Origin of the sequence: Halolactibacillus alkaliphilus (genome assembly GCF_900115465.1) — a bacterium.
Classification (GTDB): domain Bacteria; phylum Bacillota; class Bacilli; order Bacillales; family Amphibacillaceae; genus Halolactibacillus; species Halolactibacillus alkaliphilus.
Genome location: NZ_FOWN01000011.1, coordinates 40,755 through 65,721, shown reverse-complemented (window position 1 = coordinate 65,721; position 24,967 = coordinate 40,755). Strand labels below are relative to the sequence as shown.

Sequence of the window (24,967 nt, the reverse complement as noted above, 5' to 3'; positions counted from 1 at the left end):
CGTACCCCCTAATCCCTAAGCTTTCTACCCGTCAAATGCAGAAATACATCTTCTAATGTTGGTGTTTGAATCGCTAAAACCGTCGGTTCTACTTGATGAATTTTTGCATAATCAAATAAATCGTTTAATAGTGATGGCCGTTTTTTCGCAATAACTTTATAACCTTGTTCTGACTCTGTCACTTTTAAAAATGTCGGATCTTGTACTAACGCATCTTTAAAGGCCGGCTTTTTCTGAGCCATTTCGATCCAGACTGTTTCTTCCTTTTCCATTAATGCTTGCAGTTCCTGCTTGGTTCCACTGGCGATGACTTTCCCATGGTCCATAATGTAAATCCGGTCACATAGTTTCTCTACTTCTTCCATATAATGCGATGTATAAAGGACCGTCATATGTTTGTCTTTATTGAGTTGGCGAATTAAGTCTAAGATATAACTTCGAGATTGCGGATCGATACCAACCGTAGGCTCATCCATAATTAAAACTTTGGGATCGTGCAGTAAACTAGCCGCAATATTTATCCGTCGCTTCATACCACCTGAATAATTTTTTACGCGGTCTTTTTTACGGTCGAATAAGCCAACAAGCTTTAAAACGTCATCTACTTTGCTCCTTAGCATTTTGCCTTTTAATCCATACAATCGTCCAAAGAATAAAAGGTTTTCATAAGCTGATAACTCTTCATATAACGCAATATCTTGTGGCACGATTCCTAAATCACGCCGCAATTGTTTTGGGTTTTTTAATGCATCAGAATTGTTATAAAGTACTTGACCTTTAGTCGGTGTAAGACCGGTCGACATCATTTGAATCGTCGTCGATTTTCCCGCACCATTTGGACCAAGCAAACCAACCGATTCTCCTTTATTCAATACAAAATCAACACCATCAACTGCCTTTAAGGCTTTAAAACTCTTTGATAACCCTATTACTTCCAACATACGCTCACCTCACCTAAGTTCGTTATTTTCAGATGCGAAGACACTGCGTGCTATAACAGATAAATCACACGTTCACTCTATCACAATAATAACACGTCAATTGCATGCAAAAAATAAGAATCTTCAATATTTTCTTTTTTTAAAGTAATCAAAAAAACAGCCCCAACATATTAGCTGTGGCTGTTTAACGTATTTTAGTCTGTTTAGAAATATTCCTTTTCAATCTTTCTGTCGCTTCTTACTGTGTCAATTGGGCGTACAATTTGTTCAATCTCTTCTCGCTTCTGCTCTAAAAATGGCGGTAGTGATAGTTTCTCACCTAGTGTCTCGTATGGCTCATCTCCTAAGAAACCCGGACCATCAGTAGCCCATTCAAAAAGAATTTGTGGTGCCACTCGCGCATAGAGCGACTCAAAGAAGAAACGATCAACATAGCCAGAGGTTCTAAATCCAAACTGGGGTAAGTAATCGATCCAGCCGTTGAGCGCTTCCCGGTCTTCTACTCTAAAAGCAACATGATGAATAGTCCCATACCCTTGACGTCCATCAGGCTTATTCGTGACATGGCGCACCAAAACCTGCGCCCCATTTCCTCCTTCTCCAACTTCAAATAAGTATTTTTCATCTGCTTGATCAATAAGTGTAAAACCAAGTACTTCGGTTAGTACTTTCTTAAAAAAGTCATATTTTTCAATAGTAATGTGAATCGGACCTAAACCAATAATTTGGTACGCATTTGGGACTGGACTGTTTGGCCACGGCGTTCCCCCTGCCACGCCAGTATTGTGTTCATCAGATATAAGCTGATAATACTGATCATCAAAATCAACAAAATTAATCACTTTCTTACCAAACTGTTTAACAATGCCTCCATGTTGTACATTATAGTGCTCAAAACGTTTTTCCCAGTAGCTAAGCGCTTCATCTGTCGGCACTCTAAAGGCGGTACGCTCAATTTCATTTGTCCCATGACGCCCTTTAGGAATGCCTTGAAAATCAAAGAACGTCATATCAGTACCTGCAGTCCCTTTATCATCTGTAAAGAAAAGGTGATACGTATTAATGTCGTCTTGATTAACTGTTTTTTTCACTAACCTCATGCCTAACACATACGTGAAAAACTGATAATTTTTTTCTGCACTGCTCGTAATAGCTGTTACGTGGTGAATACCTTTTAATGGTTGAACCATATGAACACGTCCTTTATTATTTTAAATTTATTCGTTCTTAAACAACTTAACTATTTTTTAACAAATTATCTTTAATTCGAGATAAATATACCATAATTGATGTGTTAACGTCAATAACTCTGCTTACACGTTTATTTCCCCTTCATTCGGGGTATAAACATTAACTAACACATAATATAAAATATGTTGTTTTCAAAATTTAACGAAAAGGTTGGCGAAAGACATGAACACGTTTAATAAACAAAAAGATTACTACCAAAGCGGGCAAACCAAACCTCTTAAGCATAGAATAGAAGCTTTAACTTATTTAAAATCAACCATTAAATCTCACGAAAAAGATATACTAGCAGCTTTATACAATGATTTACACAAATCTGAATTTGAGGCCTACATGACTGAAATAGGTATCCTCTATTCTGAGATTGACTATACCATTAAACATTTACAAAAGTGGGTGACGCCTAAAAAAGTAAAAACAGCTCTTACGCATATCGGAACAAAAGGGCATATTCATCATGATCCTTATGGTGTAACACTGATCATAGCACCTTGGAATTATCCATTCCAGCTCGCCATGGCGCCACTTATAGGTGCTATCGCCGGTGGTAATACCGCCATTATTAAACCATCAGAATTAACACCCTCTACATCAGCTATTATCGAGAAAATGATTGCACAGGCTTTTATACCTGAATTTATTGCCGTAAAACAAGGTGGCATAGATGTGTCGCAACAACTATTAGAGACGCCTTTTGACTATATATTCTTTACTGGAAGTGTAAACGTGGGGAAAATTGTTATGGAGAAAGCTAGTAAACACTTAACACCACATACGCTGGAACTTGGCGGAAAAAGCCCCGCGATTGTTCATGATGATGCCTCTTTAAAGTTAGCAGCAAAGCGCATTGCTTGGGGGAAATTCATTAATGCTGGTCAAACCTGTGTCGCGCCCGACTATGTTTATGTGCATAAAGATGTCGAGGACGCTTTCTTAACTTATTTAACCGAGGCCATCGAGGCATTATATTCCGATGATGCCTTGACGCATCCTGACTATACGCACATTGTCAGTGATAAGCACTTTGATCGTCTCTCTGAATTTTTGAATGATGGCACGCGTTTTTACGGCGGAGAAACAGATAAAACAACGCGTACGATTACACCGACGATTTTAACTAATGTTACGTGGGATATGCCTGTCATGAAAGAAGAAATTTTCGGTCCAATTCTTCCAGTCCTCACTTATGATCAATTAGATTTTATTATTCACGCTATTACTAAACAACCGAAGCCTTTAGCACTGTATCTCTTTACCGAAACAGACTATACGCGAGAAAAAATTATTCGTGATATCCCATTTGGCGGTGGATGTATAAATGATACTATCTACCATCTTGCGACACCTTACTTGCCGTTTGGTGGTGTTGGTCAGAGCGGAACCGGTCAATATCATGGGAAATATTCATTTGATACTTTCACACACCAAAAAAGCATCTTGAAACAATCGACAATGTTTGATATAAAATTGCGCTATCCCAATCAAAAATCCGGATTAAAGTGGGTGAAAAAACTATTGAAATAATCTTTTGCGGTCACTTGGAGTAACCTGACACAAACACCTTTACGGTAAGCATACGATCATTTTCCTCGTTTTAATAGTTGGCGTCTTATCTTATTGCTTGGTTTAGCATTTGTATTGTCATATTATAAATGCTCAAGTAACGATAAAATGGCATTGCATTATTAACACAAAAGGCGCCCCATCGCTTAAGATAGGGCGCCTGTTTATTCATCAAATAAATCTAATTTTTTCGTTTCAATCACCCTAGCTATCGTATCTGGTTCATGGTCTTTAAAGTAGGCAGGGTGTAGCCACTTCTCTTTTTGAACCATTTGTTTACCCGGATGATTTGTTGCTCGAAGGCGACAACTATAAATGATGGGGAAGTAATCCTCTAAGAATTTCCCTTCAGCGTGTGCCATCAACGCGATAAGTTGGAAACCAAGAAAAGATAGTCATATACTTCAGTGACGATTAATTGACAGTGACTCCAAACGGTGAGATGTTCAGATCCAGATACTCAATCCCGTGCTCTAGCCAGGCTTCTTTTACTTGTTTGACCGCTACTTTATCACTGACAAAGCCGATGCCACAATCGCCACCACCAGCACCTGACGTTTTAAAAGCCCCTGATTTTGCGCTATCAATTAATGTTGTGAGTATTTCTGTTTCAATCGGTACATCGATTTTTTCTTGGAGTGCTCTAAGTAGGTGACGATTGGCGCGAATACCTTCTAGTACGCCGGTTTGATTGTTGTCTTTAAAGCTTTCGCGTAAAGTTTCCACAATCGTATCCGTCTCGACTAAAAAGTATTGATAAGACGCGAAATCTGTTTCTTTTAATTGTTGGAAGCGTTCGATGAACGGTTTTGTCTGTGCTTCTTCTTTTGTCCAACCGACCATGAAATACAGACTCGTTGGGACAGTCAGCGGTTCAATTTGAAGGTGCGGCCAGTCCATTTGGACAAGGTCTTTTACTGGGACGTTGTTTGATAATGCGTCTGTTAAAAAGTCAAAATCAAAACTACGGTAATAGACGAGGCCTCCATAAACACTTGCCGCAATATCAGCACATGACCCATTGCCTTGGGCTTTAAAGTGGGCAATACTTGCCAGCTTAAAGACCGTTAACTTATCGACTGATTGCTTATCTCCACAATGAAGTAGTGCTTCAGTTAGTGCGACAACAAATGCGGCACTTGACCCAAGTCCATACTTCTTTCCATCGTCATGGTCAAGGTCACTTGTCACAAAAATATGCGCTGGTGTATCCCCTCCCTTATACTGATAGATCGTTTTCATCACCGATGCAAAGAAATGTAGACGGTCATCATGGACCGATAACTTAAACTTCTCACTGTCAAACCGCCAATTAATATCGGTTAGTCCGAGTTGTGGGAAATCAATACGATTCAACTTACTTGACTGAATATCAACTGATAAATAACGGTCAATAGCGGCCACAATACTTGGTTGATTTGGTGCGGTAATCGCATATTCACCTGCGATAAACAATTTTCCTGGTGCTTGAATAGTATAACGATGTGCGTTCATAAACGCTGCCCCCTTATTAATCGATATAACTGATACCTGGTCCAACACGACATGGATAAATCTCTTTCACCACATCGATTGATTTGAGTTTTTTCTCTATCTCTTTTTCTGCTTTAGGTGTCGTGATGACTTTGACATTTGGTCCAGCGTCGATTGTGAAGTAACATTCTAAACCTTTTTCACGCATCGCTTGGACTTCTTCCATGACTTTTAACGTGGCACTTTGCCAGTAAAGAAACGGTGGGTTTGCCCCAAGTGTTGTCGCATGCATCTTCAGTGCATTGTATTCTAAAATCTCGCCCATGCGAGTAAAGTCTTGATGTAAAATCGCGTCTTTTATATGTGTAAGGTCTTCACCAACTGTATCAAGCCAGCCTTGGTAAAAAGGTGAGGTTTCAACGGTACGTTTCATCCCTTCACGACTAAGGATTTTCTTTTGTTCGGTCGAGACTTCCACCGATAAGACAGAGACATCAAACGTGCCTTCTGGTAAGATTTGTTTCGCATAGGAATCAAGGCCATCTTCTCGCTCCCCCATCTGCCACTCAACAAAACCACCGTAAACAGACCGACTAGCAGAACCTGACCCTTGGCGGGCAAGGATCGATAATTCTTCTAATGTTGCCTCAGTTCCGGCCGCTTTTACTGACGCTGCGGCGAGTGCGCTAAACCCACTCGCTGATGACGCAAAGCCAGCTGCCGTTGGAACATGGTTGATGGACTCTACCCGGCAAAAACGCGTCTCACCAGTAAAGGTTCTAACTTTATCTAAAAATCGGCTAATTTTCATGCGTTCTGTTTCACTGACCGGTTGATTGTTCAAGGTGAACGTATCTTGGTCTAACGTTTCATCAAATTCTACTGACGTATCGGTATAGAACTGATCAAGGGTGATCGATAAACTACTATTCGTTGGCAAAAACAGTGTCTCATCACGCTTTCCCCAATATTTAATAAGAGCGATATTCGTGTGTGCACGTGCTGTTTTTTTCATCTGTTTTCACCCCATTCGTTAATTGGATATACCAGGTCTCTTTCGCACCCGCTTCAATCAAAACCTGTTCAACTTTCTGAGCGCTTTCTACTGAATCTGCTAAAGCAAACATACAGCCACCGCGTCCTCCACCGGTTAATTTCGCCCCAACAGCCCCACTATTTAGACTAATCTCTACATAGCGATTCAATCCGTCATCGCTTACACCTAAAGACGTTAAATGTCTATGTGCAGAGGTTAATATTTCCCCCAAGGCGGCTATGTCGCCTTGTTTTAGTCGGTCTCGAGCATCTCTTGTTAGAGTTTCTAATTGATTAAGTATCTTTTTGGTTTCCTGTGGTTTATCTATTAACCTTTTTTTTACCGAACTAACAGCTGCATGTGTATCACCAATTCGACCCGTATCAGCTACAATAATGTTAAGAGGTTCTTTTAACTCAATTGGCTCAACCTGCTGGTTTTTCACAAACCAGATCGGTTCATCGATAATGACAGCCTCTCGATCGATACCACTCGGCGTTCCGTGAGCGTATGTTTCTGATACGTCAACTAACTCACGTAACACAGGTAGTGAAAGCTCTTCCTCAAAGTAGTCAAAGATTCCCCGCGCTATACTAGCCGCAATTGAAGCACTCGATCCAAGTCCTCGACCAATAGGAATCGTTGATCTTAGTTGGATAGTAAAGTCTTTTACAGGCTGATTAACGTTCGCACATGCTGCTTTAATTACATGCTTTAGTCCTAATAATTTTTCTGGCAATTCTTCAAGCGTACCATTATAAAAGTGACTCACTAGCGTCACTGGACCTGAAGACTGTTCAATCTGCACGTCACTACATACTGATTCAAACGGAATGGCGATCGCTGGTTTTTCGTATACAACACTATGTTCACCAATTAATATAAGTTTACTATGTGCTAAGCCTACACCGAGGCGCTTTTTGTTTGTGACCATATTTGTCTCCTTTTTAATTGTCTAGTATTAGAATAGGCCGATAAGCCACGGCGCTGCATAAAGCACCATAAACTGCACACCGTAATTCATACCGAGTCGATGGAAGTAGCCAGCCACAATCGCAATAAGACCGACACCAAAGACGTTAAGCAACCCACCGTCCATAAAACTAAGTAACACAACTAAACCGATAAAAAGTGCTAGCAAAGCTTCATGCGGGATATATTTAAACACAACGTAACAAATCGATTCAGCGTATTTTACAATAATAAAATACGTAATTAAAATAGCCACTGCTGCACCTATTACCGTCGCCACTACAAACTCTGACATGGACAAAGCGTGGTGCATATTATACGTCTCATTAAAGACGGGTGGTGCGTTAAACAAAGCACCACCTGGACCAATAGCTACAGGTGAAAGTGGGACACCTAAAGCAATAAGGGGGATTAATGTTCCCGAAATATAAGCAGCATTGGTTAAGGCGTCCATACTACTAATCGCAAGACTGGCCTTTCTAATCGGATCTTTCACCCGACTAGAGATCACTTCACCTAATAGAATGGTAATGCCTACAGGACTAAGAATAAATAAAAAGGAACCAAACACACTTGATAATGTGCTCCATGTTAATTCTTCTTTTGAGAGTATCTTAAATGGATGAAGCCCCTTAATATGATGCTGATCACGCAACTTTACTTCCTTAGCATCGTGTTTTGGCACAGCTTGACGCTTTTTCGTATTAAATAACTCAAATAAAGTGAGTAACACTGGACCAATAGTGATCCCTAAGAAAAACGACGTGAACACTGTTTCATTCTCCGGTACAACACCGACTGACCAGTATAGTTCGCGTAAGCCCTGAATCACTATAGCCAAAGGGAGAATCGCGAGTAAACTCACTATCCTTTCCCGTGACATAAGGGCTAAAAAAATGGCGCCAAAGAAAAATAACGGGTTAGCATAAGTTCTTACCGCATCCGCAAATGGCAATAATTGCTGGGCTAACAATAAGCTCAACGGCACACTGATCAATGTGCCAATAACCGAGCCTGATGCCATCTTTCTAATGGCCAAATCAGCCCGGTTGTGTTTTTTTAATACAAGCGCATGTTCCACCATCGGCGCTGCCATAACACCGCCTGGAATACCAGCAACCGCTACGGGAATAGAGTCAGTTAATTTCTTAGCAACAATTGCGCTAATGAAAAAAGTAAGTATAATTATTGGCGATAGACCGGTCAAGACCAACACGAGCGTCACTGGTGCTAAGACAGCCGTTTCATCTGTTCCTGGCGCAATACCAATTAATGTGTATAAAAGCGCACCTGCCACAGCTGCAATTAAAAGTTGCATAAGGAGAAAGACATCCATTTACTTGTCCTCCTTACTTTTAATAAGCGTTACCGTCCGTTTAGGTTTGATTAAAAATACACTTAAACCAAAACCAAAAAGAGCACCAATGAGTCCGAATATAAGTGGAAACGGGGGTCTTTCAGGTGCTAATGCGTATAAAATCATCGTAAATGATACCGTGATGATAACTGAGATAACTAAATCGGGAATCGCAATGACATCTTCCCATACCTCAATAAATACTTTTTTTGTTTCATTTGATGGATTTGTGGTCATAAAAAGTTCCCTTCCTAAAAAAGACTCACACTGCAGTAAATTATAAGTGAATGTGACAGTTGATTCAATATATACCGTGATTTTTACTATATTCATACCTTAATCATACGAAATTTCTCATCAAAATGATATAAATTTGTTCCAATTTGGCAATGAAGAATGTTAGTATTCCCTTTTTAAAAAAATACACGCCCAATAATCGATGCGATGATATTTTATGAGTAAACACTTATTACCTGCTATTTAAAGTTGTTCTCGCTTTCTTAAATGTACATGGCTATACCACTTGTTTTATGTGTGTTTACTCTTTTTTATTTTTTGAAAATCGTGTTATGATAAGACAATAGGCAAATACATGCCTAGCGGTACACTCTGTGTATTAAAGCGAGGTATCATTCCAAGGAGGAAGATGACATGAAAAAAACTTTAACACTTGCAGGATCAGATTCTAGCGGTGGCGCTGGAATTCAAGCAGATTTAAAAACATTTCAAGAACATAACGTCTATGGTATGACTGCCATTACGTCTATTGTGGCGATGAAGCCTGAGACATGGGCGCATGACGTTACCGCGATTGATGTCACTATCGTCGAAAAACAATTAGATACGATTTTATCTGTTGGTATTGATGCAATGAAGACAGGGATGTTAGGTTCTGTTGATATAATTAAACTTGGGGCAAAAAAAATAAAAGAACACGGCATCGACCTTGTGGTTATTGACCCGGTGATGGTATGTAAGGGTGAGAACGAAGTATTACAGCCTGAAAATACTGACGCGATGCGCGAGTTACTATTACCCCTTGCAACAGTAACAACACCAAACTTATTTGAAGCAAGCCAACTAGCACAAATGGATCCAATCCAAACATTAGATGAGATGAAAGAAGCTGCTCAAAAAATTGTTGATCTAGGCGCGAAAAGTGTCGTCATTAAAGGTGGCAAAGCTTTTATGAATAAAGAAGCGATTGACCTATTCTATGATGGTCATGAATTTGTTGTGTTAGAAAAAGAAAAACTCCAAACAAGCTATAATCACGGGGCAGGTTGTACGTTTGCGGCAGCAATCACCTCAAACTTAGCCAATGGTGACTCCGTAAAAGAAGCCGTCACTAAAGCAAAAGATTTCGTTCATGCAGCCATCACGCACGGTTTTAAATTAAATGACTTTGTCGGTCCTGTCATGCACGGGGCTTACAATCAAAAATAGGCACTCAACCAAAAGAATAGTCAAACCAAAGTCACTGCCTCGCAGTGGCTTTTTACTTATACCTAGACAATGTGAACAGTTCTGATTTCACCAGTTGAACTTACGTCCTCTAATACGGCTTAAAGTTCACCTAAAGATTAAAAACCAAGTCACTTTCGACTTGGTTTTTATCCACTATGACACCTATGCTCGTTGTCATTATTTCAATAAATCTTTCACAAATGCTTTGGGTTGATTATTCTCATCAAAAAGAAATGGCCAGTTTTTACGCCCTCTGACAGGGAAATCATCTAGCCACGTATAGCGATCAGATACACCCCAAAACGTTACCGCATGAATGACTGAGGCATGTTTTTTAAAGAGATCGAAGAAAGCTTTGTAGCGTTCGCCTTGCTTTTCTAACATCGCTGCTGTTGGTGCCGTTAAGTCGGTGCGCTGATCATCAAACTTAAACATGGATACATCCATTTCAGTGATATGAATTAAAACGTCACATTCACTGTAACGAAGGATAGCTTGTTCAATATCATCCAAATGCGGCTCATAGAGATTCCAATGCGCCTGCATACCCATGCTGTGAATCGGTACCCCACGCGCTTTCATACCTGAAATAAGCGCATAGATTTTCTCTCGTTTTTCTGGGTTTGATTCATTGTAATCATTGTAAAACAGTAACGCACCCGGGTCCGCCGCATGAGCATATTGAAATGCATAATCAATAAAGTCTTCCCCGATAATCGATAACCATTTAGACGGTCTAAAGAAAACACCCGCTTCATCAGAAATGGCTTCATTGACAACATCCCAGGCATAAATTTCGCCCTTATATCTACCGACAACGGTATCAATATGATCTTTCATGCGCTCAAGTAACACCTCACGCGACACATCGTTTCCCTCATCATCTTGAAAGAACCAATCCGGTGTTTGATTATGCCACACTAACGTATGTCCTCTTAGGCCCATTTCGTTCGCTTTCGCAAAACTTAAAAAGGCATCACTCACATCGAAGTTATACTGATCAGGTTCTGGGTGAATTTCTTCAAACTTCATTTCATTTTCAGCCGTAATAGAGTTAAATGTTTGTTTTAATAAGTCTTGATCAGCTTTAATCGTCTCTTCGTTAATCGCCGCTCCAATCAAAAAGTCGGAGCGAAAATAATCCTTTAATGTCGTCATCTCTATCGCTCCTTTATTAGCGGAAGGCCGCTAAGTCATGACTGATTGTTTTTGTTTGATTATAAACTTGTTGATATAAGCTAAACAATTGTTGATAGGCTTGTTTATTCTCCTCAACCGGTTGATAGCTCTTCCCGTAATGAACAAAGGTCTTTGCACAGCTCTTAAGGTCAGTAAACCAGCCTGTGCCAACAGCCGCTAGAATCGCTGCCCCCATTCCAGGTCCTTGTTCATTTTGAAGCGTCACTACTTCCGCATCAAAGACATCGGCTTGAATTTGAAGCCATAAGTCACTCTTAGCTCCGCCGCCACTGGCAACGACTTTATTAATCGTTTTACCTTTCGCACGGAAAATATGCACCGACTCATTTAAACTAAACGTAATTCCTTCAATCACCGCTCGGGCAAAGTCTCCCCGCGTATGACTGGCATGCGCTCCTATAAAGCTTGCGCGAATTTGACTATCTGGATAAGGTGTTCTTTCCCCAACAATATACGGGGTGTATAATAAGCCTTTGGCGCCAACTGTTGATGCATGTGCTTCTGCGACAAGTTCTTCAAAGCTAATCTCTTTAGCGAACGTGTCTTTAAACCAACTTAGGCTATAGCCAGCCGCAAGGGTGACGCCCATTGTGTAATAAGCTTCTGGGTCCCCGTGGTTAAAGTAGTGGACTTGACCAGCAAAGTCTTTATCGCCTGTTTCTTCATATGATAAAACAACACCCGACGTTCCGGTACTCGCAAGCGTTAAACCATCTTGCAGGATTCCTGCGCCAATCGCACCACACGCATTATCAGCACCACCGGCAAAAACTTGGCAATCCGTTGATAGGCCTGTTTCTGACGCAACCTCTTCTCGTACTGTACCGGTATGATCATACGAGCCAACAAGCGCCGGGCAAAGGTTAATATCGACGCCTGTTTTTTCACACATGATTGTACTCCACGCTTTTTTCTCAACGTTTAAGAGTAACGTTCCTGCCGCATCAGAATAATCCATTGATACGTCACCACTGATACGGTAACGCACATAGTCTTTTGGTAATAAGAAGACATCTGCTTGTTCGAAAATATCTGGTTCATGTTTTTTCACCCATAAAATTTTAGGTAGCGTGAAGCCTTCAAGGGCAGGATTTTTCGTTTCACTATGCAGGGTCTCAATCCCTACCATCGCTTCAATCTCACGACATTCTTCAGTTGTTCTTGTATCATTCCATAAAATCGCGCGTCTGAGTGGTTTTTTGTCTTTATCTAATAAGACAAGCCCGTGCATTTGACCAGAAAAACTCATCCCTTTAATCGCCGTGTTATCTTCTAATTTATCCGTTAGGATTTTAATCGCTGTTTTAGTCGCTTTAACCCAATCTTCTGGGTCTTGTTCACTGTAGCCTGGTTGGTCATGATACAGCGGATAACTTTCTGATGCCTCGTCAACGACGTCACCTATTTTTGACACTAATAACACTTTAACGGCACTTGTTCCTAAGTCAACGCCTAATACATATTCCATTGTTTTTCGCCTCCATATAAATCATGCGAATGGCGCAGGGGGATGCACAATTCGCATGATAGGTTTGTGTTCTATTCAACTAGTTAGGATAGGATGTTAAACGTTTATTCCGTTTATAGCTATTCATTAGATATTTAATAGATATTGGTTCATCTTCGCCTTAATTTTTTCAACTTGACCCGACTTAAGATCAATATCTTTAATATCTAAAGCATGTGCTTCAAGAGCAGCTAAGCTTGTTTTACCATCAATGATGTCTTTACCAATACCTGTTTCAAATGTTTGGTAACGATCTTTCACGATATTTTCAAAGAAGTTATCGTCAATCATCTTCTGAGCCACACGTAAGCCGACCGCAAAAGCATCCATACCCGCAATATGTGCGTGGAAGAGATCTTCTGTGTCAAATGATCCACGACGTACTTTCGCATCAAAGTTTAAACCACCGCGACCAAGTCCACCGTTTTTAAGGATTTCATACATCGCAAGTGTTGTCGTATAGAGATCAGTTGGAAATTCATCTGTATCCCAACCAAGTAATAAGTCACCTTGGTTCGCATCCACAGATCCTAACATTCCCGCTTCACGTGCCACACGTAATTCATGCTCAAATGTGTGACCTGCGAGCGTTGCGTGGTTTGCTTCAATATTAAACTTGAAGTGATCTTGAAGATCATATTCACGTAAGAAAGCCATCGCTGTTGCCACATCAAAGTCATATTGGTGTGTCGTTGGTTCTTTTGGTTTTGGTTCAATTAAGAATTGTGCATCAAAGCCAATCTCATTCGCATAGTCTTTCGCCATATGGTAAAGGTTTGCTAAGTTTTGTTGTTCGAGCTTCATGTTTGTATTCAGTAATGATTCGTACCCTTCTCGACCACCCCAGAAAACATAGTTTTCGGAGCCGAGTTCTTTCCCGACTTCTAAACCTTTTTTGATTTTACCCGCTGCATATGCATAAACATCTGCGTTTGTTGCAGTCCCAGCACCATGTGTCCAGCGCGGGTTGGTGAAATTGTTAGCTGTGTTCCACAAAAGTTTTGTCTTACTGTCTTTCATGTAGTCTTTTACCATCGCAACAATTTCATCTAAGTTTTTGTTTGTTTCACGCAATGTATCACCTTCTGGTGAAATATCCACATCGTGGAAGCAGAAAAATGGGACATTCATTTTTTCAAAGAATTCAAAAGCTGCTTCAACACGCGCTTTCGCCAAATCCATGCCTTTTAAATGATCCCAAGGACGTTTCGCTGTACCAGCACCGAATGGATCCCCACCGTCACCTGTGAATGTGTGCCAGTAAGCAATACCGTAGCGAAGTATTTCTTCCATCGTCTTACCACCGATTTTTTCTTCGGGATTATAGAATTTAAATGCATATGGATTGTCTGAGTGACGTCCTTCGTACTTTACTTTACTGATTTGATCAAAATAAGCCATGTGTAATAGCCTCCCTGTATTTTTCATTTTCGATACTTGTATTCTAACACGTTTAACTTAGTTAGTCTATTGAATATACAAAGTTTATTTAAACTTTTTTTAACGCTTACATTATTCTTATATCAATCGTTAGCCAAATACGGTATCACACACCCGAATACGCCATAAAGCCACCATCGACAGGCACACTAATACCGGTCACAAAACCACTGTAGTTTTTATCCGCAAGCCAGAGTAATGTCCCGAGTAAGTCATCCACCTCACCAAGCCGCTTCATCGGTGTTTGTGAGAGAATCTTTTCTGTTCGCTTTGTAAATGATCCGTCTTCATTCGTTAAAAGCGTCCGGTTTTGTTCGGTTAAGAAAAACCCAGGTGCGATGGCGTTGACGCGAATACCGGTCTCACCAAAATGCACCGCCATCCACTGGGTAAAGTTATCAATCCCAGCTTTCGCTGCTGAATAGGCTGGTACTTTTGTCATTGGTGACGGCGCACTCATCGACGACATATTAATAATCGAGCCTTCTGTTTTGATTAATTCATCGGTAAACACTTGTGAGGGAATCAAGGTACCCATTAAATTTAACCGAAAGACAAAATCAAAGCCTTCCGTCGTTAAGTCAAAGAAGCTTCTGACCGCATCATCGGTCACATCTTCCTTCCGATACGTTTCATTCATCGTTGAGCCTTCTGGATGATTACCACCAGCACCATTAATTAAGAGATCAACTTGACCAAATGCTTGTAAGACCTCTTTTTTTGCTGCTTCAACAGCCTCGCGATGAGTCACATCACAAAAAACAGAAATCGACTCACCACCCGCTTTCTTAATCTCATCTGCCACTATATCACCCGGTTCTTTCGGGTAATTCAGTACCGCGATCTTCATCCCTTGACGTCCAAGGACGCGAGCCATATTACCGCATAGTACTCCGCCGCCACCTGTCACAACTGCGACTTTTCCTTTTAAGGCGCGATGTTTTTCTAACATGTCTTCCCCTCCTCTAAACTATCCCAAATGCCGGTCATATACATCGCCCCAAGGGCCCGGTCATATAACCCGTAACCGGGGCGCGCTTCTTCGCCCCAAATCATCCGGCCATGATCTGGTCTCACGTAACCATCATATTGATATTGGTGCAGTAACTTTATTAATCCCACCACATCAACCGATCCGGACTTATCATAATGACTCACTTCGTGAAAGTTACCTTCTCCGGTATGGATAATATTACGAATATGCACAAACGGTATCCGGTCTTGTTTTAGACAATACTCCGCTATGTCTAATAAATCATTGTCTTGTCTCGCACCAAGTGACCCGGTACAGAACGTCACACCATTTTCTTTCTCCGGTACCGCCTCTAGTAACCGCTCGATATCTTGTTTATTTTTTAAAATGCGCGGTAACCCGAAAACAGACCAAGGCGGATCATCCGGATGAATCGCCATTTTTATCCCGGTCTCCTTTAACGTTGGCATGATTGACTCTAAAAAGTAGACTAAGTGATGAAATAAATCTGTTTCAGTGACTGTCTCGTACTGTTTAAATAACTGTTCAATATCAGCTAAGCGCTCGGCCTCCCAGCCCGGCATCTGATAACTACCTGAATCATCTTTCATCCTCTTGATCATCTCATCTGGTGTGACACCATCGATGAAGTCACGTTCATAGCTTAAGACCGTTGAACCATCTTCAAGTGGAAAAGCGAGTGACGATCGGGTCCAGTCAAAAATCGGCATAAAGTTGTAACAAATCACTTTCACGCCATATTCAGCTAAATTCTTAATTGTTTGTTTGTAGTTGTCAATGTACACCTCACGCGTTGGTAAGCCGAGCTTAATTTCTTCATGTATATTGACACTCTCAATCACTTCTACCGGTAAGCCGGCACATTTTGCTTTTTTAATCATCGGTTCAATCTTTTCTTTTTCCCATACATCACCCACTGGTACATCATACAACGCACCGACAACACCAGAAATACCAGGGACTTGCTTCATATACTGAAGCGGGATGGTATCAGCGGTATAAAACCACCGTAACGTCATTTTCATTTACTTCACCTCTTACGCATAAATTTTTCTCCCGTGTATATCATCAATGCCTGATTTACGATAGAAGTAAGTATTGACAATGTCACGCCACTCTTTCGCCATATAAAGTTGATGATTGAGGCGTTCCATGACTGATTCGAAACGCGCGTCATCAATCAAAGTACGGAGCGTGGTAAAGCGCGCTATCATTTCTTCCACTTCCTCTACCCCTTTAAAGTGGGTATCATAAATATGTTGAATCACTGTTTTACCACTATGGAGTTTATGCGTATACGGTACATGATGGAAGAACAGTAACAGTTCATCCGGACACGTGGTGACATCGTTATAGCATTCAAAGTTTTCCTTATGATACTGCGTGCTATATCCGCTACCTGTTTCTTTCGTTCGGTCAACACCAACACCGTCTCGGTCTGCAAAGTGATACGTTCCCCAATTATCGTACTCATAGCCATCAATATTTGGTCCGTAGTGATGCGAAATATTGACCATCCAACCAATTCCAAGTGGAGACGTATAATTTTCATACGTTTCCCATGACGGGATGACAATGTTCAGTAATGTTTGAACCAATGCTTCATCATGACCGAAGGTTTGTTTGATCCACTCTAAGGCAATCGCTTCAGCCGAAAGATCCGGATTCCAAATCATGCGGCCATAACCGTAAAGATTCAGCTGAGCCATTAAGTGACCCGTCCAGTTAACATCAATACCCACGTTTGATACAGAGACAATCCCGCTATGTTTTTGATTTAATACTTTACCAGAAACAAGGTCCTTCACCCGTGTGTCTTCACCTTTCTGATACGTATCAAAGTTAAGTACTTCCTTCCACTGCGGGACGAGGTAAACGAGATGTTTTTGTTGGCCAAGATATTCCTGGGCGATTTGAAACTCGAGTAAATAGTTTGTTTTTTCTAAGCCACCAATCAGTGGTGAGACCGGTTCGCGGACTTGGAAATCCATCGGACCATTTTTAATTTGTAAAATCACATTATCTAAAAACTCGCCGTCAAGCGGTAAGAAGTGATCATACGCAGCCCGGGCTCGGTCTGTTTGGCGGTCACGCCAGTCTTGTTTACAGTTATACACAAAACAACGCCAAATAACTTTCCCACCATAAGGTGCGAGTGCTTCCGCCAGCATGTTTGCCCCTTCAGCATGGTTTCTGCCATACGTAAATGGCCCTGGACGGTTTTCTGAGTCGGCTTTCACTAAAAAACCACCAAAGTGCGGCATGTTATCATAAATGACTTTAGCGCGGTCTTTCCAAAACGCTTTAACATCTTCATCAAGCGGATCTGCGGTTGTTAAACCTTTTTCCATTGGCGCTGCATAGTTAATGCTTAAATAGAGATCAATCCCATACATACTAAATATATCAGCCGTTTGTTTGACATCAGCTAAATAACGATCAAAAATTAAGTCGGTCTCATTCTCGTGCACATTCACATTGTTGATACTGATCGCATTAATGCCGGTAGAACTGAGTAGCCTCGCATAATCTTTTACACGTGTACGGTCTTTAATAAATTGATACTGATCATAAAAGAACGACTTGCCCGCATAACCACGTTCAACTTCACCATTCATGTCATCCCATTGATTGATCATTCTCATCGGGTTTTTAGGCGCTTCTTTCACCCCAAACTGCTCAAGTGGTGTTTTAAGTTGGATCTGCCTTAATAAATGGTACACCCCGTAGAGCACACCTCGATCATCCCCTGCTGATAAATAGAGTTGTGACTTATCATATGTAATATGAAACGTCTCTTTTCCTTGAGTGTCCTCTATCGTAATATGTAAACCATTTTGGTTCGATTGTGTTGTAATTGCTGGTTGAAAGGCGCACATTTCTTTTAAGCCTAGCGATAATTCTGATAGTGCGGCATCAATAATGATGGATGTTTCTTTTACTGTCACAACTGACAGCACAGCTTCTATTTGTTGTTTGTATTCCTCATCTTTAACCGGACAATATTGTAACCAGGCCCGATAACTTAAGACGTCTTGTTCTGTTAATTGATCAATTAATCTTTCGTTATTCCTTAACGGCATTTCTGTCATCCTTTCTATAAAAGAAGCGTACCAACTGTTCATCGGTACGCTTTTCGTTTTTTTATAAATTAACCTTTCACGCCACCAATCGTTAATCCTTTAACAAAGTATTTCTGTAAGAATGGGTAGACCATAATAATCGGAACGGATACAACGACCGTCATCGCTGCCCGAACAGATTGTGGTGTGACGACATCAACGACCCCACCTTGAGCATTCGCGAATTGACTGGCTGCCCCAGCACCTGAACCAAAGGCCGCATTAGAATTACTAAGTACTTTCATGAGTTCGTACTGCAATGTACTCAGCTCTGGTATCGATGAATTATAGATAAAAACATCAAACCATTGATTCCATTGACCAACCGCAACAAATAGTGATACGGTGGCGATGACTGGTAGTGAAAGTGGTAAGGCAATTTTAAAGAATTGGGTAAACTCACCTGCACCGTCCATTCTTGCTGATTCAAACAGTGTTTCAGGTAAGCCTTCAATAAATGACCGAATGACAATGATATTAAACACGCCAATTAATGTTGGTAAAATATAGACCCAAAAAGAGCCGATTAGATTTAAATCACGGTGTAATAAATACGTTGGAATAAGTCCAGCATTCATATACATCGTTAAAACAAACGCGATAGTTACAAATTTCTTTAAGAAAAAGTGCGGACGTGAAATTGTATAAGCGACCATCGCTGATGCCATAACCCCAAGCCCTGTTCCAATCACTGTCCGAAGGACAGACGTGACAGCCGAACGCATAATTGTGGCCTCAGTAAAGACGTGCTCATAGTTATACCAAGTGAAGACGCGCGGTATAAGACGAATACCACCTTTAACGGTATCTGTTGATGCATTAAGTGAAATGGCAACGGTATTAAGTAGTGGATACAGCATCACAATCACAAGAAGGATCATGAATATTACGTTGATCGTATCAAAGATTAAATCATCGACACTACGGCGTTTTCCTTTTAAACGGTTAATCAGTTGCATAAGATCCCTCCTTTAGAATAAGCGTGCTTCGCCAAGTTTATGAGCCACTTTGTTAGCCGCGAATAAGAAAATAAATGAGATAACAGTTTTAAACATCCCCGCAGCTGTGGCCAATGAGAAGTTAGCTTGCCTTAAACCATAGCGTAAAACAAATATATCTAAGTTCTCAGCATAGTCCATGTTCATTGGATTCATCAGTAAGTACTGTGCTTCAAAACCTGACTCTAAGATGTAGCCAATGTTCATAATCATTAAAATAACAACGACTGGTTTAATACCAGGTAATGTAATATAGAAAATCCGTTGGAGACGTGTTGCCCCATCAATCTCAGCCGCTTCATATTGTTCTTGATCAATCATCGTGATAGCCGCAAGATAGATAATTGAGTTCCAACCAACACTTTTCCATACTTCAGATGCCCCAAGTAAACCCCAGAAATATTGCCCAACACCTAAGAACATAATTGGCTCATCAATAATACCTAAATTCATAAGTAAAATATTAATGATTCCGTCATCAACAGAAAGTGCTGATGATACTAAACCAGCTACAACTACCCAACTAAGGAAGTGGGGCATATAACTGATTGTTTGGACAATCCGCTTGAAGCCTACGTTACGTAACTCGTTTAGTAAAATAGCTAGTGTAATTGCTGTAACAAAACCTAATACAAGGTTAATCATACTCATAGCAAGTGTATTACGCATGACTTGTAAGAAGCGATCGTCTTGGAATAAGAACTTAAATTGATCAAATCCGACAAATTCCGATTCTTGAAACCCTCGAGCTGGCTTATAGTCTTGAAATGCCATCAACCAACCTGACAATGGTAAATATTTAAAAATAAATAACCAAATTAAAAATGGCATACTCATGAGTAACAATTCTTTTTGTTCAATACTTTTTCTTACAAAGTATCGCAAGCCTTTTTGTGCCTTTATCTTTGGTTTATTTTTAACAATTGTGCCTGCTACATTGGCTGCATCTGCCATAATGTTTTCCTCCTTTTTTTACCTTAATTTAGAACAGTAAACCGCCAGATCAACAGCACGTCTAATAAATTAAACTGCTTACTCATCCTTTAGCATGTCAATCCCGTTTACTCTTCTAAACTAAGTGCTAGTTATCGGGATAAACAGTGTGTCGTTTTTATTCATGTTGTAGTATGAAGAGAATCAAAGGGTGAGTGTTACTCACCCTTTGATTCATGTTTAGTTACGGTACTGCCAGTTACCTTCTAAACGTGCTTTTATTGTTTCAGTAAAGAAGTTTTCATATGTTTCCAAACCATCAAGTGAACGGTATTCATCAACAAATTTATTCCACTCAGCTTCAAAGTTATCTGGATTTGCAAGTACAATCTGAGGGTAGTAGCGTTTTTGTAATTCTTCTGCACGTGTAGCAAATAACGCAACATCTGATCCTTGTTCGATATTTGCACTCCATGCCGGGTACCATGGGCGATCTTCTGGTTGACTAAATAGTTCAGCAAACGTACTTAATCCATAGGCATCGAGGTATTCACGATCATCATCATCGTATGTTTCAAGCGCTACTTCTGGCTGACGACGCGCTTCTACCGCATTACCATCTGAGAAGGTTCCATTAACACGTGGCCAGTTCCACTCGAATAACGTCATACCAAAGTTTTTACGTTCGTCTTGGTTTGCAACAAGTTCAACTTGTTCTGGTGTTTGATAGAAGCGGCCTTCTTCATTTACTGTATAATGACGGCCCTCTTCACCCCACATCACAAGTCTTTGCATGTCTTCTTGAATTAATTTATCCCAGTACTGAATAATACGCTCAGGGTTTTCTGCATTAACAGTAATACCTACCCCACGGTTTTGAGTGAACGCTGCTGGTTCTAAGTACTGATCTTTAATGCCTTCTTCTAATACAACAGGTAGTGCCATAAATTCTCTATCTGGGTTACCTGCTTCTTCTAATGTTTGGCGAGCAGTACCCCATTGCCAGCCATATCCGAAAAAGCCAAGTACACGACCTGAAGATATTTTTGCTAAGAAATCATCATTGTTCATAACAAACATTTCTTGGTCTAAATAACCTTCTGCATTTAGTTCATTTAAAGCTTTAAGATAAGCTTTTGCCTCGTCCTTATCGGCATACACTGTTGCTTCATGAGTATCCATATCAATTTGGACAGAACCATCGTTAGGGAAACCAGCTAAGTGGTTAGGTGTATTTGAAAAAGTAAAGAAGCTTGTATCATAAGTTAATCCTGTAAATGGTACAGTTCTAGCACCATCTATTTCCGGATTTTTATCCGCATAATCTTTAATTAACGCTAAATATTCATCAAGTGTATTGATTTCTGGGAATCCTGCATCTTTTAAGACACCTCGTTGAATCCAGAACGCACCTTGATCAATATTCGGATTGGGAACATGTTCATTAATCGTTGGACCTAACGGTAGATAGTAAATGTTTCCATCCGGCATTGTAAAACGATCAATGTATTCGCTATACATAGCTAAAATATTTTGACCGTGTTCTTCAAGCAAATCATTTAATGGAATAAACGCTTGAGCATCTAACATCATTTCAATCGCATGGTCAGGAACGACAACGTCAGGATACTGTCCACCGGCAACCATAACGCCGATTTTCTCCATTAAATCGCCCACAAGGTATTCTGTTTGGAAGTTAACGCCCGTTTCATCTTCAAGCATCTTACCAATTTCAGTTTCATTTGCGTTAATATCATCACCGGCTGTACCAATAAAGTAATGATACGTCACAGGTTCATTCGATGTTTCACCTGAACTTGCATCATCTGACGATCCAGAATCATCGCCAGCAGACGAGTCAGAATCATTGCCTCCACATGCCATCAGGAAAATAAATAAACTGGATAAAATTAATGCGAGTAATGCTTTCTTTTTAAACACTTGACTAACCCCTTTCAACTTTTACTTTTATTCGCCTTCTTTGAAAGCACTTTCATTATATCCCGGGCGTGGATGAAACTCACCAGGACAAACTATAGCTCAAAACTATAAAAACTTTACATGAACACGCTTACAGTTCCGCTAACTTTAGCTATAAGATAAGCAGACTAAAGGTCTTATACTATCACTTAGCTTATCACTCACAAAGTTTAGTTCTTTTCAAAAGAACTAAAGACCTGACTATCTTTAATGGGTAAAGTTAAAGTCACACCATTGGTGTGACTCACTCTGACACTTTTAAATAAGCTTGCAATTTCGAATCCTGCTCCGGTATATCAATCGTTACCGTTGTACCGATTTCCTCCTCACTTTCAATTTTCATCCTGAATTGATCTTTATAGTATAACTTTAATCGATAATAGACATTTTCAATGCCCACACTGTCACCCATAGACGCCCCTTCGGTCATATTTTTTCTCAAACTCTCCAGTCGCTCCTCAGGAATACCAACACCATTGTCTTCAATAACAAAACGGATACCTAACACTGTTTTTGAAATGGTAATTGTTATCTCACCCGTTCCCTTTTTAGGTTCAATCCCATGAAGCGAAGCATTCTCAACAAAAGGTAAAAAACTTAAGTTAGGAATTTCAAAATCAGCTAAAGCCTCATCTACATAGACTTTGTAGCGCAAACGCTCACCAAACCTATAGCTCTGAATCTCTAAAAAAGCATAAATAAGGCGCACTTCATCTAAAATCGTCACCCAATTACTTCCCCATTTGAGTGCATTTCTAAAAATTCCCGCCATATTTTCTATCATCATTGCCGTTTCATCCTCATTTTTCATCACGCTGCGCATGCGAATCGTTTCCAGCGCGTTAAACAAGAAATGTGGGTTGATTTGACTCTGGAGTGCACTGAGTTGGGCTTCTTTCTCCCTTAACTCTAACTCTTTTTTCTCCAGATTCGCTTTGAACACTTCATTGAATAGTTGATTCATTTTGCGTGTCATCCGATTTATTTGTGTCGCCAGTTGGCCAATTTCATCTTTAGATTTCACGTGTGGATATTCAGCAAAATCCTTCTTCGCAATATGTTTCGTATGATCAAGAATATTATTTAATCGCGTATGAAATGAGCGTGACAAATAAATAATAAGAAAAGCCGGCAAAGTAAAATTCATTAACCCGAGTAATAAAATATAGGTCGTTGAATCAGCTAATTCATTTTTATAAATCGCTTCATCTACAACCGTTACAATTGACCAATCTTCTACATACTGATCTAAAAAGTGTTGACTCGAAATATAACTATCGCTAGACTGTGCCATATCAATAAAATATTCTCCAGCTAAATAATCAGTATCTGTCGCATAAAGGATGCGATCTTCACTATCTAACAAATAGACATGGCCTTGAATAGAGGCATTATGCAAGGCATCTTTTAACATACGTTCATCAAGCCTGAAGTGGACAACATGTAAATACTTGGTGTACAGTGAAAAATAATTCAGTTTACGATAGACATCTAATGAGACGCCCTCTTCCTCCATTGAAACAATGATTTGAGGGGTACCGTCATGTTCTAATGTTTTATACCATAAAGGGATTCCTTGATTGCCACCTAACTCATTGACACCACCCGCATAAAGCATCGTTGGATTCGTTGTGTAAAATTGAATGTCTTGAACGGCGTTATATAAGGGAATCGTTTTTCGATATTGATGAACCACTTGAGTATAGCCTTGAATGTAATCAACCAAGTCGATATAAGTCATATCAAAAAAGTCATACAATCGCATGTCCATATACAAGGTAGTTGATAACCCAAGGGCTTGATCAATCAACTGTTTGACGTTGTCTTTTGTTTCTTCTGTCATCAAATCAACGTCTCGCCTCTTCTGCTTAATAAAATTATCACTTGTCGTTTGGTAAAAGACAATATTAGAGATGATAATAGGTAACAGGACAGTAATCATATAAACAATCAGTAACTTATTACGTATTTTTAAATCATTAAATGATTGCCATATTTTCTTCATCGATCATCCCTCTTTGCCTTATTTCTCATGAAGTCGTTGATTCTTTTAAGTATGTGCGTGTCGTTTCAGAGACAAGCAAGGCCTCATCTCGATCTTCAAGTTGCATTTGTTTGTACTGTAGCCTTTTTACCACGAGTTGTAGTTGCCCAATGATGAGAAAACTAAAAAGTGATACGGATAAAAACGGGATCATGCCAGGTACTAGATACAATACAGCCATTAAAGCTAGTATTGAGACTATGAGGAGGATCAAAGAAAGCGGTGCTGCTAGTGCTAAAATGACACTGTTTTTTACTACCGCTTTCCCTCTGGTTTTTGTTAAAATACGTGCTGGAAATAAGTATAAACTCACCACGCCAAATAACACAATAGTTATTACCCATCCAACAGCCAATATCCTATGTTCAAAGCCTGTCACCACTTCTAGATAACGATAATTAAACATCAATATATAAAGCCCTAGTGAAAAAACTAAACCATAGCCATTTGCTATAAAGAAATGTTTTTTAAAGCTCGTCATAAACACGTTGAAAATTGAAAATTGTTTGTCTCCTTTAATCCAGCGGTCCATTACCACGTTCACACTATAAAAGGCTGGAAACAAGCCAAAAATAATCATACCAAACAAAGACGAAAACAAAAAAAGTAATTGTACATAAACAAAATACCATACCCATTCTAAGGCGCGATAAAAAGATGTCGATACAAAGCCGTAATTACTTCCCATTAGT

At 40.0% G+C, this 24,967-nt stretch carries 21 protein-coding genes; 2 read left to right on the top strand and 19 right to left on the bottom strand.

Features of this window, described 5'->3' with window-relative positions:
* Nucleotides 1–8 precede the first annotated feature (8 nt).
* On the bottom strand, nt 9–941 hold the full coding sequence (locus BM163_RS06520; RefSeq protein ID WP_089801398.1) for an ABC transporter ATP-binding protein: 933 nt from the start codon (nt 939–941) through the stop codon (nt 9–11).
* Between the two features lie 203 nt (nt 942–1,144).
* On the bottom strand, nt 1,145–2,131 hold the full coding sequence (locus tag BM163_RS06515) for a ring-cleaving dioxygenase (protein WP_089801395.1): 987 nt from the start codon (nt 2,129–2,131) through the stop codon (nt 1,145–1,147).
* Nucleotides 2,132–2,354: 223 nt separating this feature from the next.
* Here BM163_RS06515 and BM163_RS06510 point away from each other — a divergent pair, with 223 nt between their 5' ends.
* Nucleotides 2,355–3,713, top strand: coding sequence for an aldehyde dehydrogenase (locus BM163_RS06510; RefSeq protein WP_089801393.1), 1,359 nt, complete (start codon nt 2,355–2,357; stop codon nt 3,711–3,713).
* Between the two features lie 203 nt (nt 3,714–3,916).
* Here BM163_RS06510 and BM163_RS06505 read toward each other — a convergent pair whose 3' ends face one another.
* Genes BM163_RS06505 through BM163_RS06480 form a run of 6 tightly spaced genes read right to left on the bottom strand, consistent with a single transcriptional unit; the run spans nt 3,917 to nt 8,827 of the window.
* Nucleotides 3,917–4,114, bottom strand: a complete 198-nt coding sequence (locus BM163_RS06505) for a hypothetical protein (protein ID WP_089801391.1) — start codon at nt 4,112–4,114, stop codon at nt 3,917–3,919.
* 52 nt (nt 4,115–4,166) lie between these two features.
* Nucleotides 4,167–5,246, bottom strand: a complete 1,080-nt coding sequence (locus BM163_RS06500) for a phosphomevalonate kinase (RefSeq protein ID WP_089801389.1) — start codon at nt 5,244–5,246, stop codon at nt 4,167–4,169.
* A 16-nt stretch (nt 5,247–5,262) separates the two neighbouring features.
* Nucleotides 5,263–6,240, bottom strand: a complete 978-nt coding sequence (mvaD, locus tag BM163_RS06495; protein WP_089801387.1) for a diphosphomevalonate decarboxylase — start codon at nt 6,238–6,240, stop codon at nt 5,263–5,265.
* Nucleotides 6,197–7,195 (bottom strand): mevalonate kinase, encoded by a 999-nt coding sequence (gene mvk, locus BM163_RS06490; protein ID WP_089801385.1) that lies wholly within the window; start codon nt 7,193–7,195, stop codon nt 6,197–6,199. The genes mvaD and mvk overlap by 44 nt, the downstream gene beginning before the upstream one ends.
* A 27-nt stretch (nt 7,196–7,222) precedes the next feature.
* A complete protein-coding gene (locus BM163_RS06485) occupies nt 7,223–8,569 on the bottom strand; it encodes a tripartite tricarboxylate transporter permease (RefSeq protein WP_089801383.1) in 1,347 nt (448 codons plus the stop codon).
* Nucleotides 8,570–8,827: a hypothetical protein gene (locus BM163_RS06480; protein ID WP_089801381.1), complete on the bottom strand. Its 258-nt coding sequence runs from the start codon at nt 8,825–8,827 to the stop codon at nt 8,570–8,572.
* 414 nt (nt 8,828–9,241) lie between these two features.
* Here BM163_RS06480 and thiD point away from each other — a divergent pair, with 414 nt between their 5' ends.
* The gene (gene thiD / locus BM163_RS06475) at nt 9,242–10,036 is read left to right on the top strand and encodes a bifunctional hydroxymethylpyrimidine kinase/phosphomethylpyrimidine kinase (RefSeq protein ID WP_089801378.1); all 795 of its coding nucleotides are present in this window, start codon (nt 9,242–9,244) and stop codon (nt 10,034–10,036) included.
* A gap of 198 nt (nt 10,037–10,234) precedes the next feature.
* Here thiD and BM163_RS06470 read toward each other — a convergent pair whose 3' ends face one another.
* From BM163_RS06470 to BM163_RS06420, 11 genes are all read right to left on the bottom strand, one after another.
* Nucleotides 10,235–11,215 (bottom strand): endo-1,4-beta-xylanase, encoded by a 981-nt coding sequence (locus BM163_RS06470; RefSeq protein WP_089801376.1) that lies wholly within the window; start codon nt 11,213–11,215, stop codon nt 10,235–10,237.
* A gap of 16 nt (nt 11,216–11,231) precedes the next feature.
* Nucleotides 11,232–12,725 (bottom strand): xylulokinase, encoded by a 1,494-nt coding sequence (xylB, locus tag BM163_RS06465; protein ID WP_089801373.1) that lies wholly within the window; start codon nt 12,723–12,725, stop codon nt 11,232–11,234.
* Nucleotides 12,726–12,851: 126 nt separating this feature from the next.
* On the bottom strand, nt 12,852–14,165 hold the full coding sequence (gene xylA, locus BM163_RS06460; protein ID WP_089801371.1) for a xylose isomerase: 1,314 nt from the start codon (nt 14,163–14,165) through the stop codon (nt 12,852–12,854).
* Nucleotides 14,166–14,310: 145 nt separating this feature from the next.
* Nucleotides 14,311–15,156 (bottom strand): SDR family oxidoreductase, encoded by an 846-nt coding sequence (locus tag BM163_RS06455; protein ID WP_089801369.1) that lies wholly within the window; start codon nt 15,154–15,156, stop codon nt 14,311–14,313.
* On the bottom strand, nt 15,150–16,223 hold the full coding sequence (uxuA, locus tag BM163_RS06450; protein ID WP_089801367.1) for a mannonate dehydratase: 1,074 nt from the start codon (nt 16,221–16,223) through the stop codon (nt 15,150–15,152). Before uxuA ends, BM163_RS06455 begins: the two co-directional genes overlap by 7 nt.
* 12 nt (nt 16,224–16,235) lie before the next feature.
* Nucleotides 16,236–18,281, bottom strand: coding sequence for an alpha-glucuronidase family glycosyl hydrolase (locus tag BM163_RS06445; RefSeq protein WP_089801366.1), 2,046 nt, complete (start codon nt 18,279–18,281; stop codon nt 16,236–16,238).
* 68 nt (nt 18,282–18,349) lie between these two features.
* Nucleotides 18,350–19,279 carry a carbohydrate ABC transporter permease gene (locus BM163_RS06440; protein ID WP_089801364.1) on the bottom strand — a complete coding sequence of 310 codons (930 nt, stop codon included), beginning with the start codon at nt 19,277–19,279 and terminating at the stop codon, nt 18,350–18,352.
* Nucleotides 19,280–19,291: 12 nt separating this feature from the next.
* Nucleotides 19,292–20,272, bottom strand: coding sequence for an ABC transporter permease (locus BM163_RS06435; protein WP_089801362.1), 981 nt, complete (start codon nt 20,270–20,272; stop codon nt 19,292–19,294).
* Between the two features lie 219 nt (nt 20,273–20,491).
* Complete coding sequence (locus BM163_RS06430) at nt 20,492–22,192, bottom strand: extracellular solute-binding protein (protein ID WP_229675492.1); 1,701 nt, start codon at nt 22,190–22,192, stop codon at nt 20,492–20,494.
* A gap of 283 nt (nt 22,193–22,475) precedes the next feature.
* The gene (locus BM163_RS06425; RefSeq protein ID WP_089801360.1) at nt 22,476–24,236 is read right to left on the bottom strand and encodes a sensor histidine kinase; all 1,761 of its coding nucleotides are present in this window, start codon (nt 24,234–24,236) and stop codon (nt 22,476–22,478) included.
* A 25-nt stretch (nt 24,237–24,261) separates the two neighbouring features.
* Nucleotides 24,262–24,963, bottom strand: a complete 702-nt coding sequence (locus BM163_RS06420) for a YesL family protein (RefSeq protein WP_089801358.1) — start codon at nt 24,961–24,963, stop codon at nt 24,262–24,264.
* Between the last annotated feature and the right edge of the window lie 4 nt (nt 24,964–24,967).

Bases quoted from the DNA above. Each gene is read 5' to 3' on its own strand.
- BM163_RS06515 (WP_089801395.1), bottom strand. From the start codon at position 2,131: ATGGTTCAACCATTAAAAGGTATTCACCACGTAACAGCTATTACGAGC.
- BM163_RS06510 (WP_089801393.1), top strand. From the start codon at position 2,355: ATGAACACGTTTAATAAACAAAAAGATTACTACCAAAGCGGGCAAACC.
- BM163_RS06505 (WP_089801391.1), bottom strand. From the start codon at position 4,114: ATGGCACACGCTGAAGGGAAATTCTTAGAGGATTACTTCCCCATCATT.
- BM163_RS06470 (WP_089801376.1), bottom strand. From the start codon at position 11,215: ATGACGACATTAAAGGATTATTTTCGCTCCGACTTTTTGATTGGAGCG.
- BM163_RS06455 (WP_089801369.1), bottom strand. From the start codon at position 15,156: ATGTTAGAAAAACATCGCGCCTTAAAAGGAAAAGTCGCAGTTGTGACA.
- xylA (WP_089801371.1), bottom strand. From the start codon at position 14,165: ATGGCTTATTTTGATCAAATCAGTAAAGTAAAGTACGAAGGACGTCAC.
- BM163_RS06480 (WP_089801381.1), bottom strand. From the start codon at position 8,827: ATGACCACAAATCCATCAAATGAAACAAAAAAAGTATTTATTGAGGTA.
- BM163_RS06440 (WP_089801364.1), bottom strand. From the start codon at position 19,279: ATGCAACTGATTAACCGTTTAAAAGGAAAACGCCGTAGTGTCGATGAT.
- BM163_RS06435 (WP_089801362.1), bottom strand. From the start codon at position 20,272: ATGGCAGATGCAGCCAATGTAGCAGGCACAATTGTTAAAAATAAACCA.
- BM163_RS06520 (WP_089801398.1), bottom strand. From the start codon at position 941: ATGTTGGAAGTAATAGGGTTATCAAAGAGTTTTAAAGCCTTAAAGGCA.
- BM163_RS06420 (WP_089801358.1), bottom strand. From the start codon at position 24,963: ATGGGAAGTAATTACGGCTTTGTATCGACATCTTTTTATCGCGCCTTA.
- BM163_RS06425 (WP_089801360.1), bottom strand. From the start codon at position 24,236: ATGAAGAAAATATGGCAATCATTTAATGATTTAAAAATACGTAATAAG.
- mvk (WP_089801385.1), bottom strand. From the start codon at position 7,195: ATGGTCACAAACAAAAAGCGCCTCGGTGTAGGCTTAGCACATAGTAAA.
- xylB (WP_089801373.1), bottom strand. From the start codon at position 12,725: ATGGAATATGTATTAGGCGTTGACTTAGGAACAAGTGCCGTTAAAGTG.
- BM163_RS06485 (WP_089801383.1), bottom strand. From the start codon at position 8,569: ATGGATGTCTTTCTCCTTATGCAACTTTTAATTGCAGCTGTGGCAGGT.
- BM163_RS06445 (WP_089801366.1), bottom strand. From the start codon at position 18,281: ATGCCGTTAAGGAATAACGAAAGATTAATTGATCAATTAACAGAACAA.
- uxuA (WP_089801367.1), bottom strand. From the start codon at position 16,223: ATGAAAATGACGTTACGGTGGTTTTATACCGCTGATACCATCCCGCTT.
- mvaD (WP_089801387.1), bottom strand. From the start codon at position 6,240: ATGAAAAAAACAGCACGTGCACACACGAATATCGCTCTTATTAAATAT.
- thiD (WP_089801378.1), top strand. From the start codon at position 9,242: ATGAAAAAAACTTTAACACTTGCAGGATCAGATTCTAGCGGTGGCGCT.
- BM163_RS06500 (WP_089801389.1), bottom strand. From the start codon at position 5,246: ATGAACGCACATCGTTATACTATTCAAGCACCAGGAAAATTGTTTATC.